16 protein-coding genes and 2 riboswitches are annotated in these 13,761 nt (G+C 44.0%); of the genes, 9 read left to right on the top strand and 7 right to left on the bottom strand.

From position 1 onward, the window contains the following. The first annotated feature begins 222 nt into the window (after positions 1–222). Both BLV00_RS03515 and BLV00_RS03520 read left to right on the top strand, forming a co-directional pair. A complete protein-coding gene (locus BLV00_RS03515; RefSeq protein ID WP_093042454.1) occupies positions 223–1,602 on the top strand; it encodes an acyclic terpene utilization AtuA family protein in 1,380 nt (459 codons plus the stop codon). Between the two features lie 14 nt (positions 1,603–1,616). Further along, positions 1,617–1,940 carry a DUF4387 domain-containing protein gene (locus tag BLV00_RS03520; RefSeq protein WP_093042456.1) on the top strand — a complete coding sequence of 108 codons (324 nt, stop codon included), beginning with the start codon at positions 1,617–1,619 and terminating at the stop codon, positions 1,938–1,940. A gap of 100 nt (positions 1,941–2,040) precedes the next feature. On the opposite strand, the gene BLV00_RS03525 is transcribed toward BLV00_RS03520, so the two are convergent. The 5 genes from BLV00_RS03525 to BLV00_RS03545 form a co-directional block, all read right to left on the bottom strand. After that, positions 2,041–2,586, bottom strand: coding sequence for a DMT family transporter (locus BLV00_RS03525; protein ID WP_093042458.1), 546 nt, complete (start codon positions 2,584–2,586; stop codon positions 2,041–2,043). Between the two features lie 12 nt (positions 2,587–2,598). Continuing rightward, the gene (locus BLV00_RS03530; protein ID WP_176791309.1) at positions 2,599–3,294 is read right to left on the bottom strand and encodes a Crp/Fnr family transcriptional regulator; all 696 of its coding nucleotides are present in this window, start codon (positions 3,292–3,294) and stop codon (positions 2,599–2,601) included. A gap of 17 nt (positions 3,295–3,311) precedes the next feature. After that, on the bottom strand, positions 3,312–3,737 hold the full coding sequence (locus tag BLV00_RS03535) for a DMT family transporter (protein WP_093042462.1): 426 nt from the start codon (positions 3,735–3,737) through the stop codon (positions 3,312–3,314). Positions 3,738–3,894: 157 nt separating this feature from the next. Next, positions 3,895–4,317, bottom strand: coding sequence for a disulfide oxidoreductase (locus tag BLV00_RS03540; protein WP_093042464.1), 423 nt, complete (start codon positions 4,315–4,317; stop codon positions 3,895–3,897). Next, the gene (locus tag BLV00_RS03545) at positions 4,310–5,002 is read right to left on the bottom strand and encodes a DsbA family protein (protein WP_093042466.1); all 693 of its coding nucleotides are present in this window, start codon (positions 5,000–5,002) and stop codon (positions 4,310–4,312) included. Before BLV00_RS03545 ends, BLV00_RS03540 begins: the two co-directional genes overlap by 8 nt. Before the next feature lie 267 nt (positions 5,003–5,269). Then, positions 5,270–5,382: riboswitch (TPP riboswitch) on the top strand. 80 nt (positions 5,383–5,462) lie between these two features. On the opposite strand from BLV00_RS03545, the gene thiW reads away from it, so the two are divergent. From thiW to rpoN, 6 genes are all read left to right on the top strand, one after another. Further along, entirely contained in the window at positions 5,463–5,963 is a 501-nt protein-coding gene (gene thiW, locus BLV00_RS03550) for an energy coupling factor transporter S component ThiW (protein WP_093042468.1), read from the top strand. 17 nt (positions 5,964–5,980) lie between these two features. Then, a riboswitch (TPP riboswitch) is annotated at positions 5,981–6,084 on the top strand. Between the two features lie 67 nt (positions 6,085–6,151). Continuing rightward, positions 6,152–6,841 carry a thiaminase II gene (tenA, locus tag BLV00_RS03555; protein WP_093042470.1) on the top strand — a complete coding sequence of 230 codons (690 nt, stop codon included), beginning with the start codon at positions 6,152–6,154 and terminating at the stop codon, positions 6,839–6,841. Beyond that, entirely contained in the window at positions 6,808–7,656 is an 849-nt protein-coding gene (thiD, locus tag BLV00_RS03560) for a bifunctional hydroxymethylpyrimidine kinase/phosphomethylpyrimidine kinase (RefSeq protein WP_245728794.1), read from the top strand. Before tenA ends, thiD begins: the two co-directional genes overlap by 34 nt. Then, positions 7,643–8,416 carry a hydroxyethylthiazole kinase gene (gene thiM, locus BLV00_RS03565; RefSeq protein ID WP_093042474.1) on the top strand — a complete coding sequence of 258 codons (774 nt, stop codon included), beginning with the start codon at positions 7,643–7,645 and terminating at the stop codon, positions 8,414–8,416. The genes thiD and thiM overlap by 14 nt, the downstream gene beginning before the upstream one ends. Beyond that, positions 8,413–9,030 (top strand): thiamine phosphate synthase, encoded by a 618-nt coding sequence (gene thiE / locus BLV00_RS03570; RefSeq protein ID WP_093042476.1) that lies wholly within the window; start codon positions 8,413–8,415, stop codon positions 9,028–9,030. The genes thiM and thiE overlap by 4 nt, the downstream gene beginning before the upstream one ends. 222 nt (positions 9,031–9,252) lie before the next feature. Continuing rightward, positions 9,253–10,557 carry an RNA polymerase factor sigma-54 gene (rpoN, locus tag BLV00_RS03575; protein WP_093042478.1) on the top strand — a complete coding sequence of 435 codons (1,305 nt, stop codon included), beginning with the start codon at positions 9,253–9,255 and terminating at the stop codon, positions 10,555–10,557. Positions 10,558–10,635: 78 nt separating this feature from the next. On the opposite strand, the gene BLV00_RS03580 is transcribed toward rpoN, so the two are convergent. After that, on the bottom strand, positions 10,636–10,803 hold the full coding sequence (locus tag BLV00_RS03580) for an aspartyl-phosphate phosphatase Spo0E family protein (protein WP_093042480.1): 168 nt from the start codon (positions 10,801–10,803) through the stop codon (positions 10,636–10,638). 245 nt (positions 10,804–11,048) lie between these two features. Next, on the bottom strand, positions 11,049–12,812 hold the full coding sequence (locus BLV00_RS03585; RefSeq protein WP_093042729.1) for a Xaa-Pro dipeptidyl-peptidase: 1,764 nt from the start codon (positions 12,810–12,812) through the stop codon (positions 11,049–11,051). Positions 12,813–13,108: 296 nt separating this feature from the next. On the opposite strand from BLV00_RS03585, the gene BLV00_RS03590 reads away from it, so the two are divergent. Next, entirely contained in the window at positions 13,109–13,564 is a 456-nt protein-coding gene (locus tag BLV00_RS03590) for a hemerythrin domain-containing protein (protein WP_093042731.1), read from the top strand. The last annotated feature ends 197 nt before the right edge of the window (positions 13,565–13,761 follow it).

A 13,761-nucleotide genomic window follows, 5' to 3' on the forward strand; every position in this document is an offset into this window, starting at 1 on the left:
AGGGTTGTTGGGGAAGGGTTCGCTTTCCACGGGGAAGACGGCAAGCCTCCTCGAGCTAAAGCTCTGCGGGGTCTTGCCAGTCCAGTTTACGAAAGAATCTTAGATAACGCTATCACAAATTTTAAAATTCAGAATTGACAAATAAATTAAGTTGCCTTATACTCGGTGCAACTGGTTATAACATGTCATATACTTTTATTTTCCGAAAGGGGAACTTTTTACATGAAAGAGCAACTTCGTATTGTGTGCCCAAACGGTCATCTGGGGTTTGCACCGACAAAAGAAGAAAGTTTTAAAATAGCTGCTGCTACAAAACCTGACTATTATTGCTGTGATTCTGGCAGTGATGACATCGGAGCTACTGCTCTTGGGGCTGATCGGTCCGTGAGCATGCGTAAATGGCAGAAGCATGACCTGGAATTGATGCTCCTGGCTGCAAGGGAACAAAATGTTCCGATGCTTGTCGGTTCAGCAGGGGACTCCGGTTCAAACAGCCGGGTCGATATGTATGTAGAATTAATTAAAGAGATTGCAGAAGAACATAATCTTCCTCCATTCAAAATCGGTTATTTTTATTCGGAAGTCGATAAGGAAGATGTGAAAAATAAAATTGATCAGGATATTATCATTGAAGGACTTGATGAACGTCCTCCGCTAACGAAAGAAGAAGTCGATAAAACGAATCGTATTGTTGGCGTTGCAGGCGTCCATCCATATATTAAAGCATTAGACATGGGAACGGACGTGGTTATTGGCGGACGTTCCAGTGACTGTGCGATTTTCGCTGCACCAGCTATCCGTGAAGGTTTCCCTGAAGCCCAATCGTACTATCTTGGGAAAGTTCTTGAATGCGCTTCCTTCTGTGCGGAACCTTATGGCGCCAAAGAGAGTGTCGTAGGGACGATTACACATGAAGATGTAAAGGTTACGGCCATGCACCCGAACCAGCGCTGTACGATTGCATCAGTGGCAGGTCATGCCATGTATGAGCGCGCTAATCCTTATTATGAGTATGTTGCCGGCGGTATGCTGGATATGACCAATTGTAAATATGAGCAATATGATGAGAAGACGACACGAATCACAGGGATGGAATTCGTACCTGTTGAAGGAAAAGTGAAAGTGAAATTAGAAGGTTCCGGGAAAAATGGGGAGAAATATATTGGAATCGCTGGTGTGCGCGATCCTTATACCATCCAAAATATCGATAAGGTCGTAGAGATGGCAGAACAGCAAGTGGCTGAGGAATTTAAAGACCAGGATTATAAAATCAGCTTCCGCGTGTTTGGTAAAAATGGTGTCATGGGCGACCTTGAACCGGTAAAAGAAATCAAATCCCATGAGCTATGCATCGTAGTTGAAGGTATCGCGGAAACCGCCGAGGATGCCGAAGCCCTGACCTTGTTCGGCACTCGTCAGATTTTTTACGCACGCCTTCCAGAAGTAAAAGGTACGGCCGGGACAGCAGCATTCGTTGTCGATGATGTCCTGCCTGCGACCGCATCTTACTCCTGGACGATGAATCACACCGTTCCAGTCGATGACCCACTAGAATTATTTGATGTAAGAACAAAAATGATTGGTGAACCAGTAAAGGCTTAAGAGGAGGAACGGAGATGAAAACAAGTACACTGAATGATCTGGCGAAAACGATTCGAAGTAAAAACGCCGGTACTGACAAAATTACGTTTGATATCATTTTCAAGGAAAAAGATACGTATGAGATGGTGAAAAACAGTAAATCGATCAACCGGGAAAAACTGGCTGCTTTATACAATATTGAAGAGGATCGAATTACCGATTTTGTCGAGTATGACCCGGCAAATGCGATCAAGTTCACGATTCGCCGCTTTGCTCCAAGCGGAGATCCTGGTGAAGGAGACATCTTTGGCTCCCAGCAGTACCCGCCATTATTGGGTATCGAAGTACCTGTGCAATAAAAAGATTAATAGAAGATAGAGGCTGCCCTTAGTTTATAAAAAACTTAAGGGCAGCCTTTTTTTATATTGGGTACCTTAATAAGCAGGGCTGTAAACGACTCTAGTACCGTTCATGTTGAAGATTCTGGTCTGATTTGCAGGTTGATTGGTCTCCTGAAAAAGAAATCACCCGGTCTGGTTTCTGTTCCTTCACAACACGCTCGTTCTCATCCGTCTGCTTTTCCAATTTATACACAAGCACGCCTCCAATTAACAAGGCAATCCCTAGCAGTTTCTGCCAGGAAAGTGGAGCCGCTTCAAAGCCAAACCATCCGCCTGTATTAACAATAAAAGCAATGACAATTTGTGAGATGAGCGCAATCGAGATTGCATACGCGGGACCAATCAGCGTTACGCCTCTCATTAAGAAGAAAACGATTCCTACTCCAAACACCCCGCCAAACAAAAACAGTGGATTGACATTTCCAAATTCTAAAATGCTTCTTTTCTCGATGGAATAAAATACCGGCAATGAGCAGATAAGACCGAGACCAAGGACAAGAGAGGTTGTTGCCCACGGGCCTGTTTTTTCACTTACTCTGGCATTGAATACATTTTGAAGGCTGATTAAAATGCCTGCGATAATCGCTAATAACGCTCCAGTCATCGGCGTTCCTCCTTATTCATAAATGTTTCCTTTAGCAAGAATGCTTAATTTTTCAAGATCTTTAATTGTAATCGTGCCATTGGCTCGTTCAATGATGTCGTCTAAAGCCATTTTTTTCAATACACGATTTAAATGGCGGTAACTGGTCCCCAGCCACTCTGCGAGCTCCGTTAAATTCGATGTATGCATTTCCTGATGAAAAGCTGTACCTTCACTGACCGAGGAAATTGATAGTAAATAGCTGGCCAGACGAACTTCTACTGGATAAAGCATGTTGAGACTTGTTGTATGTGATTCGGTATAAAATTTCCGGGCTAACGTTTCTAATAGAAAACGCATAAATGGCGGGTGATCTTTTTCTAGCTTCTCCAAATCGGCAAATGACGCTGCAAGCATCACGCCATCTGTTACAGCTTCTACGGAATTAAAGACCGCATTCCTTTTAACATATTCCACATCACCGATAAGCTCCAGTGGACGCTTAAACCGGTTGATTAATGACTTTCCTTCAGGCGTAAGCGTAAAAATTTTTATCTTTCCTTCTACCAGAATGTAGAGTTCCTCAAGCTCTTCGCCAGCTGAGAATAGAACATTTCCTTTTTTGAACTGGCAGACCTTTATTTGGGGCCTGAAATCCTCTGAGAAGACCCTACCCAGTTCATAACACTCAAGGTAGTAGTTTAAGTCATATCCATCTATTTCTTTCACCGTATAAACACCTTCTTTTACAATTGGAAAAGGACCACTCCGGCAAGCATCATCATAAGTCCAAGACCTTGTCGCAACGTCACAGGGATTTTCTTCTCTCCAAACCATCCGCGTGACTCTATGATAAAAGCCATCCCTATTTGCGATACAAGAAGGATAGCAATGGCTGCCGCCGGGCCAATCTTATGAATCGCTGTCAATTCTGAGAAAACGACAATGACACCGAACGATCCTCCAATTAAATAAAGAAATGGAACTTTTCTAAAGCTTTTTCCTTTTCCATCCCTTACTTTTAAATAAATGCCGATGGCGATGGTGAAGGCTACAATATGGACCATAGAAGTGGTATGCCACCCTCCAATCGCATCGCTCATTCTTGCGTTAAAGATACCCTGCATCGTGATGCACAATCCTCCAAGCAGCGAAAATAAAGCACCTTTCATCTTTCATCCTCCTATTCTGCATTTATTTAAAAGGAAGATGAAAATTTTCGAAAGGACATATGTCCTAACCAATGTCTCACATACAAATAAGTTTTCCCTTTCCATCATAAAAATAAGCTCAGAGCGTGTGAATCCAGCTCTAAGCTTATTGATTAGTTTATTTCTTCCTTGTAATAAATAAAAAAATGGTTATTAGCGTAAATGCTGTCAGTGCCAGGAAAGGAATCGTGATAAAGCCGAGCCAGTTGATATATTCCGCACTGCATGGCACGCCTCCGACGCATGGTTTAATGCTCGCAAAGCCGGGAATTTTTTGTTCCATATAATGAAAAATGGATACAAGCCCGCCTATAATAGAGAGTGGCAGCGCATATTTGACGATACTGCGGTCATTCAGGAAAGTTGCAATTCCCAGGATAATGCTAAGCGGGTACATGAAAATCCTCTGTACCCAGCATAATTCACATGGGATAAACTCTTTTATTTCACTGAAATAAAGACTCCCCAATGTAGCGATGACAGCAGTCAGCCATGCAAGGTAGAGAGCAACAGGCTGGCTGTTGCTTTTCTGTTTACTCATTGCTATCCTCAATCGCTTGTTCGATTTTGTTTGAAATTTCCTCATAATTGAAAGGGTCTTCCACCATTTCTCCATTAATCATTACTGTCGGTGTAACTTGAACACCATGTTCTTTGACGAGTGTGTCATCTTTTTGGACTTCCTGCTGGATTTCTTCCGATTCCATATCCTGCTTCATTTGTTCGATATCTATTGATGGGACGCTTTTTTCAGCTGCTTCTACAATTTTTTCTTCAGTCAGCCAGCCTTCCTGGTGTTCTTCTGGCTGGGTCGCATATAATTGCTTATTGAAGTCCCAAAATTTTTCCGGAGCCTGTTTATAAACAGCTTCTCCTGCTGAAGATGCCAGTACAGAATCTTCCCCATGAAAAAGTACGTTGATATAAGTCAAATTAGCATCGCCTGAATCAATATAATCTTGTTTCAATAATGGAAATACCTGGTCGCTCCATACTTTACATGCAGGGCAAAGGTAATCGCCGAATTCGACGATTTCTACCGGTGCATCGGATTCACCGATGGTCGGTTGGCCTTCAAGGGAAGGCGAATCACCGGAAGAAGCCGTATTGCTCTCACTACCGCTATTATTTTTACTATCTAATACGACAAACGCAGCTACAAGTCCAATGACAACTACAGTTAAAATGACAATGAATTTCATGGATCCTTTACTATTTTCAGCCATGGTTACACTCCTATATGTATTATAAGTTAGCAATCGTAACGCTTGATAATATCAACATGTTATCATAAAAGAGAGATTAAATAGAAAAGATTTTCTTGATATTTTTTGACAATCTTATTAAATTATATACTTTGTCAGCTTTCCTGAAAAGCTTAGAGATTTCACTGCTGAATTCTTTAATAATTTTCTAAAAAATTATCATAGAGAAGTGGAAGAGCTTCCTATACTTTGTTATGATGAAATGGAAACATCCAATTAAATACCTGAAACAACTACTAGGGGTGCCTGAATGGTGGGCTGAGAGGAAAGCGTGTAAGCTTTCCGACTCTTATGGACCTGATCTGGTTAATACCAGCGGAGGGAAGTAGTCGGAAGATACGTCTATTTTCTTTTAACCTACCAAGCCAGGTCCCGCAAGGATCTGGCTTTTTTGTGCGCTCTTGGAGAAAGGAGGGGAGAAATGAATCGTACACGTCTGCTTACGACAATGGCTGTATTTGTTGCAATTGGCACCATGGGAGCACAGTTGCTCTGGTTTCCTGCAGGGATAGCTAAAGCATATCCTGTTCAGCATGCAGTCAATGTGATGGCGGCTGTAACGCTTGGACCACTGCCGGCGGTGGTCATTGCGTTTATGATCGGTGTCCTGCGTAATCTGCTTGGAATCGGCACTTTGCTGGCCTTTCCGGGAGGCATGGTCGGGGCATTTTTAGCTGGCTATCTGTATAAGAAGCTGGGAAGAAAAGCCTGGGCTGCCGTCGGCGAGGTTGTTGGGACTGGAGTAATTGGTGCTTTATTTGCCGTCCCTTTTGCCAATGTGCTAATGGGCAGTGCGGTCGGAGCGGTGTTTTTTATTCCATCATTTCTGGCCAGCAGTATTACTGGTGCTGTGATCGGCTGGCTGGTCGTCGTCAAAATCAGACAAGAACAATTATTGCCTAATACAAGAAGAGTTTCATAGCGTTTAACTTTTTAACGGAAAACTACTAGGGGCGCGTTCAGCTGAGATAAGGAATGACTTCCTTTGTCCCTTGGAACCTGATCTGGATAATGCCAGCGCAGGGAAGTAGTAGAGGACCAACTTCATCACCCTCTATTTATCTACTTTTATTCCCCTAGTAGCTTCCTAACTATTTAAGGAGGCTTATCATGACTTTTTCAAAAGAGTTAAGAAAAGAAAACGATGATATTTTTAAAAAGATATTCCGCCATCCATTTGTGGACGGAATAGGAAAAGGTGATGTACCAAAAGAGGCTCTGGTGCATTATATCAAGGCTGATTTTGAGTATCTGAATGCGTTCATGCATATTTATGGCATCGCTGTCTCCAAATCAGGCAATAGAGATGATATCTCACTCTTCCATGATCAAATAGGCTTTGTATTGAACAGTGAAACACACCCGCATCATAACTTTTGCGATCAGGCCGGGGTGGTATATGAAGACATGCAAGGATACCCGCTGCCACCAACAGCGGACCACTATATTAAGCACATGATGTACCATGCCCATACCGGAGACTTAGGCGAAATCCTCTGTGCCTTGCTTCCTTGTCCGTGGACCTATTTGGAAATCGGTCAGGTGCTGACGGAACAATACGAGCCGAACGATAGCCATCCGTTTAACCCATGGATCAAATTCTACGCAGATGCTGAGGTGAGAGGGCTGACAGGAAAGCTGCGTAACCGTCTGGATGAACTGGCAGAAGTAGTATCCGAACAACAACGCACCCGTATGAAAGAAGCATTCCGGAAGAGTTGTCAACTTGAGTTGGCTTTTTGGGAAATGGCCTATACGTGTGAAGAATGGCCGGTACAGAAAGTAGTGGCACAGCAATGAGCAGACCAATCCCATGTGCACTGACCATAGCGGGCAGCGATTCAAGTGGAGGAGCGGGGATACAGGCTGATTTGAAAACTTTTCAAGAACTGAAAAGCTATGGCATGTCTGTCATCACTTCTGTCACCGCTCAAAATACTACTGGTGTGCAAGGGGTGCATCATTTGCCTCCAGTGATGATAAAACAACAGCTTGAAGCGATACAAGCAGATATGCCGCTCCATGCGCTCAAAACTGGCATGATTGCAGATATCCGTATGATGAAAGTGGTCGCAGAAGCGATACCTTATTTCCAGGCTCCTTATGTCATGGATCCTGTAATGGTAGCAACAAGCGGAGACGTGTTAATGGAATCTGAAGCTCGTTTTTATTTACGAGAGCATTTGATTCCTCTTACAAACCTGGTGACACCAAATATACCGGAAGCGGAAATGATTACGGAAAAAAACATCGAATCGGCAGCCGATATGGAAGCTTCCGCAGAACACATCGTACATGGTTTCGGTGCGGGAGCGGCACTTGTCAAAGGCGGTCATCGAATGGGGGAGGCGCTGGATGTATTGTACGATGGAAAGAAGATGTATCGGTTCACCTCTGATCGCATTACCACTAAAAACACGCATGGTACTGGCTGTACCTATTCAGCAGCCATTACTGCATATTTAAGTCAAGGGGTCCCATTAGAGGAAGCGGTGAGGCGTGCGAAGGTCTATATCACTGCTGGGATCCGTCATGGCTTTTCTATCGGAAAAGGGAACGGACCGACGAATCACTGGGCGATACGTGAGGAGGGAGCTCGTGATGAATGTCATTGAAGAAGTGCGTAATCACACACCGCTTGTCCATCATTTGACCAATCAAGTCGTCATGAATTTCACAGCGAATGGGCTGTTAGCTTTTGGAGGTGCTCCCGTCATGGCTAAGGCTGATGAAGAAGCAGCTTCGATGGCTTTTAATGCCGATGGTGTGTTGATCAATATCGGAACACTGACCGCTGCAGAGATTCCAGCAATGATTCGTGCTGGTAAAGCAGCCAATGAAAAGGGTATCCCGGTTGTGCTCGATCCGGTCGGGGTTGCGGCAACGCCATTTCGCAGGCGTGCCGTCGAGGAAATATTACAAACAGTCAAACCTGCAGCAATCAAAGGAAATGCAGCTGAACTTGCAAACCTTGTCGATATTTCCTGGGAAATGAAAGGTGTCGAATCGCGCGGTGAAGGAGATGCCGAAGAAGTGGCCGAGCGAGTAGCCCGTCAATACAACACCCTGGCGGTTGTCACTGGAGCAACAGATGTCATTTGTAATGGAAATCGCCTGGAAAAAAATGAAACTGGTCATCCTTTACTTGCAAAAGTCACAGGGGCAGGCTGTTTGCTCGGTTCTATTTTGACTGCATGTTTTACTACAGAAGGGATCGCGGAAATGCAAGCATTTGCCGCCGTTGAGTTTTATGGTTTAGCAGCTGAATATGCGGCTGCGGACCCTGCAGTGAGTGGTTCGGGTACGTTTGTACCCAGGTTCATTGATGCTTTATCGTTGACTTCCTCACAGCTTCAAAGGGGATTTCAAGAATGAATTTGGCAAGTAGACTGCGAAAATATCTGATTATGGGAAGTACGAATTGCACCCGTGATCCGGTAGAAATTTTACTGGAGGCCATTGAGGGTGGGATCACCGCTTTTCAATATCGAGAGAAAGGTGAAGGAGCTTTACAAGGAAAAGAAAAACTGGAATTAGGACTGAAGCTTAGAAGGATTTGTAAGGAACATGAAGTGCTGTTTATCGTTAACGATGATACCGATCTGGTTGAATCACTGGATGCGGATGGTGTTCATGTGGGCCAGGATGACATATCGCCCAGCGATTTGCGAGAAGTTTTTCCTGACAGAGTGATAGGATTGTCCGTATCAAACTGGAGGGAAGTGGAGAAAAGTCCAACAGAACATATTGACTACTTTGGAGCCGGCCCGCTTTTTCCTACTACTACCAAAGCCGATGCAAAAAAACCCGTTGGGACTGCGTGGGTCAAGGAGCTAAGGGATAACTTTCCCTCTATACCTATAGTTGGAATAGGAGGTATTAACCGCGAAAATGCGCCTTCTATCGTTTCAGCGGGTGCCGATGGTGTGGCGGTCATCAGCGCTATCACGCGGGCAGAAAACATCCCACAATCAGTAAAACAGCTTTAACCGTCTTCCCCAGGAGAACCAGAAAATGGATCTCCTGGGGAAGTTTTTGTGATACGAGCTTGAAATTTCATGATGGATACGCCAATATGATAATAAGTATAAGTTCATCTCGAACAACTTCTAATTGATAACGATGCATAGTAAAATAGAATATATTCCAAAGGAAACCAGTCTACAGCGAAATGTAAGCGTGTTCATAGGTTTTTAGCAGGGAGGAGAAATATGATGGAGCTAAGTCTGTCTCAACGGCAAACGACGAACCTGGCTATGACAACGGAATTACGACAGGCGATATCATTGCTGCAATTCTCTTCGATGGAACTGACAGCGTATATCCAAGAACAAGCACTGGAAAATCCGCTGATTGAATTAAAGGAAAGAACACCAGAGGTCGACCACGAACCTGTCTATCAGCAGAGGTCCTATCACTCAGGTGCCAGTCCGCTTGATTTTGCTACCAGGGAAAAAGATATAAGAGAGGATATATGGGAGCAGGCAAGCCTATTAGATTTGCCTGACGTAGAAAGGCTGCTGATGCAATACCTGATATGGAATTTAGATGACAATGGCTACCTTCCTATTCCAGCGTCCGAGATTGCTGATGAATTTGGGCTGCCGGCCGATCAAGTGGCAGGGGTTATTGATACACTGCAATACCTTGACCCTATTGGTGTTGGAACTGGAAATCTATCAGACTATCTTACCTTTCAATTACGACAGTTGCATGAAGATAACGTATTGGCTGAACAAATCGTCACAAACCACCTGGAACTGCTCGCGGAAAAAAAATGGCGTTTGCTGGCTGAAAAATTGAATGCACCTCTTTCAGAAGTACATCAAGCGGTAGAATTGATTCAACAGTTAAGACCTAAGCCTTTTGCGGGTATCGCGAAGTCACCCGCAGAATATATGCATCCCGATATAACCGTAAAGAAGCATCAAGGGGAGTATAAGATTGTTCTCCATGACAGTTATTTACCTTCCATCCACGTAAATACGAATTACCGCACCTTGATTAATAAAAATGACCAGACGGCAAAATATGTAAAGGATAATTACCAAAAGGCTTTATGGTTGATTAATAGCATTGAACAGCGACAGGCCACAATGATGAAAATTGCCAAAGTGCTTGTGGAAAAGCAAGCAGGATTTTTCGAAGAAGGATTCACGGCTATCCGGCCCCTGACCCTGAAAGAAGTGGCCGAAGCAATCGGAGTCCATGAGTCCACCGTAAGCAGGGCCAAAGCGAATAAAGTGATTCAAACACCTCAAGGGTGCTTTGAATTAAGTATCTTTTTCACTTCCAAACTCAGTAGTGAATCCGGTAACGATACATCTTCCGCTAGAGTGAAAGCTTTATTAAAAAGTTTGATCGAAACGGAGGATAAGCGTAAGCCGATATCCGATCAGAAGATTTCCGACCATTTTAAAACAAAAGAAGGAATAACAGTGTCACGGAGGACGGTGGCTAAATATAGGGAAGAACTCCATATTCCTGCCTCTTCCAAACGTAAACGACTCTCGTAAAAAAAACTGTCTCTCGGGATCTTTATTCGATTCCTTGAGGCAGTTTTTCTCATATCTTTTTTTTCCAAGACGGAAGGTTCATTCGCAGTTGAACGTTCTGTTTGACGCCGAAAGTTCATTTAACAGCCGATCGAGCGTCTGAGAGGCTTCAATCAACTCATCATCCAAGGGATCATGATGATAAAGGGAATACATATATATACGCATTTCTTCTATTTTCTGCTCTAAGTCTTCTAAGTTGTTCATAATGGCCACCCCCAAATTTATCTATTACGGTGTAACGTTTTTGGTGAATAGGAATGATAAAGGAAGTCTAATTTATTTTATTCTTTCCTTTGAGGGAAGTGACAAAACCTAAATTTTAAAATATCGAGGAGAATGCAGCAGCGTCATTATGAGGAAATAATAGTTATTAGCTAATTTTCCGATATATTGGCTAGACGCTATTTCCATACAAAAAGCCAGTATGCTGATGCATACTGGCGTTTGATTTACTTCACTAATGGCAGCTGGATGTAGCTGCTTGCAGGATCGATTGTTATTTTTGTTCCGCCTTCAGGGCGAAGCGTGTAATCGTAATCAGTAGAAATGATCACGACGCCAAGTTGGTGGCCAGCTTCAAAAACATAGTCATCCGGCTGCATATCCCACTGGAAAGTATATTCCTTCCCTGGTGAGAGAGACTTCGCTTTCCAATCGGAGTTGATATTTTGCGGATCCATCCAGCCACGTGTGATGATTTCCGCCCCTTCATTGCTATGATCCACTAACAGAGCGGTAAGGTTAGCGGTTGGCCGGTCAAATTCAGCACGGAGAAAAACCTCCGGTACACCACTAAGCCGAATTTGCTTATCTAAAGGTTCCGTTAAGTAGGCTGCGAGGTTATCCTTATTCCCATTCAAATCCTTTACCAATGTTTCTGCGCTACGAGTCGGATCATCGATGATCGTAGCTTCTGTTTTGTTATTATTCGATACCGGCGAGAAGCTGAGGGAGCCAAGCCCTTCTTCCACACTGAAGTGGAGTTTCGTGTCTTCAGCGTCTTCGGCAGGCCAGGCATCCATTGTTTCCCAGGATTGATCTTCCCGCTGGATATCTACCATCGGCTCGTTCATGATGCCATTTTCCACATCATATAACCAATAATCGAACCATTTGTTCAAAGTAGTCATCCACTCTTCCTGCCGGACATAATAAGGATCGGTATGCCCTCTTTGGTGAAGCCACATTTTTCTTGGCACATTATTCTTTTCTAAAGCTTCCCACCACTGTTGGAATTGTTCTGTTTTTACATTCCAATCATTCAATCCATGGACAAGCAATACGCTGGCTTCGATATTCTTGGCGTCCTTTACATAATTGCGGGCGTACCAGTAGTCATTGTAGTCGCCGGTTTCCCGTTCCTGTCCTTCTGTTAATTCCTTCATCTGTTCGGCGCACACTTCTGGATTTTCCCGAGTCATCACAGCTTTTGCAAGTACATCCGTATCTTCGCCTTGATAACCTCCTGGAGCTATAACAGCACCATTAGATCGGTAATAATCGTACCAATCACTAATTGCTCCAATCGGTACAATCGTCTCCAACCCGTCAACACCAGTAGTAGCAACAGCATTCGGTAAGGTACCATTATAGGAAACCCCTGCCATCCCGACTTTCCCAGTCGACCAATCGGCAGTTACCAGTTCCCCATTTTCATTATAGGCTTCCGCGCGCCCATTCAGCCAATCAACGACTGCTTTTGTCCCTTCCACCTCCTGGTAATCACCAGTGGTAGGGCAACCGTTCGACTGACCGGTTCCAATACTTTCTGCAGCAATGAAAGCATAGCCGCGTGGAACGAAGTAATCATCTAAGTAACCAGGCAGCCCTGCTGGGTTACTTTCCCCGGTAAGAAGCGGTTTGCCAGGATGGTTGACGACGTTCAGTTCTTTATTGACATCATAAAATTCCAATGGGAACTTAAGGCCTGCGTAATAAGGGCTCATCGTATAAAGTACCGGCACATCCAGCCCCTCTTCTGTTTCAGCTGGACGAATAATCTTGGCATGGACACGATCAAGTTCACCATCATTGTCGCTGTCGACCGTGGTTTCAATATAGACCTCTTCCTCGATAGCATCATCCAGTGAATAAATTGGCTGGGTCATCCCATTCTCAATATCAATGTTCGTGTTGTATGTATCGTCGGTGTCATTGACAGGCGCAGCGTCAGCAGTCGTGGGAACGATCAGACTTGCGCAAAGCATAAGCATGAGTCCTGTCTTTTTCACACCATCTTCCTCCTTTATTGTCATATAGCTTGAAGTATAAGGGAAAATTGTCAATGGTTTATTGAAAAATCTGAAAACAATGCTTTTGTCGTATGAAATTAGGACAAATAGATTAGGTGGAAAAGTCTATTGCCAGGGGGTAGTGTATGATCTGGCGGAGGAGTTCACTCTATCAGGGTATTACATACAAAAGCATTGTGGGGGAGGTCACTTCTGTAATCCATCACATGGTATATAATAACAATATAGTCTTCATTTCGATTGGAGGTCGAAAGGATATGAAAAGGCACGAAGCGTTATACCCTTTATCCCATCACCATCATCATGCGCTTGTTACTGCGGTAGAGTTGAAAAAAGCGGGCACGGAGAAGACGGAAAAAAGTTTGCAGGAGTATCGCAGGAGTGTGATTGATTTTTGGAACCAGGACGGCCGGGGGCATTTTCGTGATGAAGAAGAAGTGCTGCTTCCCCTGTACGCTCAGTATGGAAATGTCGATCAAGAGCCGATCAGGAAGATGCTGATCCAGCATGCACAAATTAGAGGCATGGTCGAACAGATCCGTGAGCAGCCGCGCTTAACAGCGGAACAGTTTCGCGAATTAGGAGAACTGCTGGACGACCATGTCAGGTTAGAAGAACGGACAATTTTTCCAATGATTGAAGAAGCAGTACCAAAAAAACTGCTATATCAGGCTAACGGCCGCTTTCATCGAGATTCCGTCAGTGGCAGATAAATGGATTATATCCCGGGAAATAATTAAGAGGCACTAATCCTACATCGATTAGTGCCTCTTTTACGATAGCTACACGCGTTAAGTCAGAACATTGCTTCGTTAGGTCGGAACTTATGACCGTTAGGGCAGAAGGTTGCGTAGTTAGGACAGAACAGTCTTCCGGTAGGGCGGGACACACGCGAGTGAGGACAAAACAT

Origin of the sequence: Thalassobacillus cyri (assembly GCF_900107755.1) — a bacterium.
GTDB lineage: Bacteria > Bacillota > Bacilli > Bacillales > Halobacillaceae > Thalassobacillus > Thalassobacillus cyri.

What these genes read in the sequence shown, in the direction of transcription:
- BLV00_RS03515 (WP_093042454.1), top strand. Translation starts at nt 223, where the DNA reads ATGAAAGAGCAACTTCGTATTGTGTGCCCAAACGGTCATCTGGGGTTT.
- BLV00_RS03520 (WP_093042456.1), top strand. Translation starts at nt 1,617, where the DNA reads ATGAAAACAAGTACACTGAATGATCTGGCGAAAACGATTCGAAGTAAA.
- BLV00_RS03525 (WP_093042458.1), bottom strand. Translation starts at nt 2,586, where the DNA reads ATGACTGGAGCGTTATTAGCGATTATCGCAGGCATTTTAATCAGCCTT.
- BLV00_RS03535 (WP_093042462.1), bottom strand. Translation starts at nt 3,737, where the DNA reads ATGAAAGGTGCTTTATTTTCGCTGCTTGGAGGATTGTGCATCACGATG.
- BLV00_RS03540 (WP_093042464.1), bottom strand. Translation starts at nt 4,317, where the DNA reads ATGAGTAAACAGAAAAGCAACAGCCAGCCTGTTGCTCTCTACCTTGCA.
- BLV00_RS03545 (WP_093042466.1), bottom strand. Translation starts at nt 5,002, where the DNA reads ATGGCTGAAAATAGTAAAGGATCCATGAAATTCATTGTCATTTTAACT.
- thiW (WP_093042468.1), top strand. Translation starts at nt 5,463, where the DNA reads ATGAATCGTACACGTCTGCTTACGACAATGGCTGTATTTGTTGCAATT.
- tenA (WP_093042470.1), top strand. Translation starts at nt 6,152, where the DNA reads ATGACTTTTTCAAAAGAGTTAAGAAAAGAAAACGATGATATTTTTAAA.
- thiD (WP_245728794.1), top strand. Translation starts at nt 6,808, where the DNA reads ATGGCCGGTACAGAAAGTAGTGGCACAGCAATGAGCAGACCAATCCCA.
- thiM (WP_093042474.1), top strand. Translation starts at nt 7,643, where the DNA reads ATGAATGTCATTGAAGAAGTGCGTAATCACACACCGCTTGTCCATCAT.
- thiE (WP_093042476.1), top strand. Translation starts at nt 8,413, where the DNA reads ATGAATTTGGCAAGTAGACTGCGAAAATATCTGATTATGGGAAGTACG.
- rpoN (WP_093042478.1), top strand. Translation starts at nt 9,253, where the DNA reads ATGATGGAGCTAAGTCTGTCTCAACGGCAAACGACGAACCTGGCTATG.
- BLV00_RS03580 (WP_093042480.1), bottom strand. Translation starts at nt 10,803, where the DNA reads ATGAACAACTTAGAAGACTTAGAGCAGAAAATAGAAGAAATGCGTATA.
- BLV00_RS03585 (WP_093042729.1), bottom strand. Translation starts at nt 12,812, where the DNA reads ATGCTTATGCTTTGCGCAAGTCTGATCGTTCCCACGACTGCTGACGCT.
- BLV00_RS03590 (WP_093042731.1), top strand. Translation starts at nt 13,109, where the DNA reads ATGAAAAGGCACGAAGCGTTATACCCTTTATCCCATCACCATCATCAT.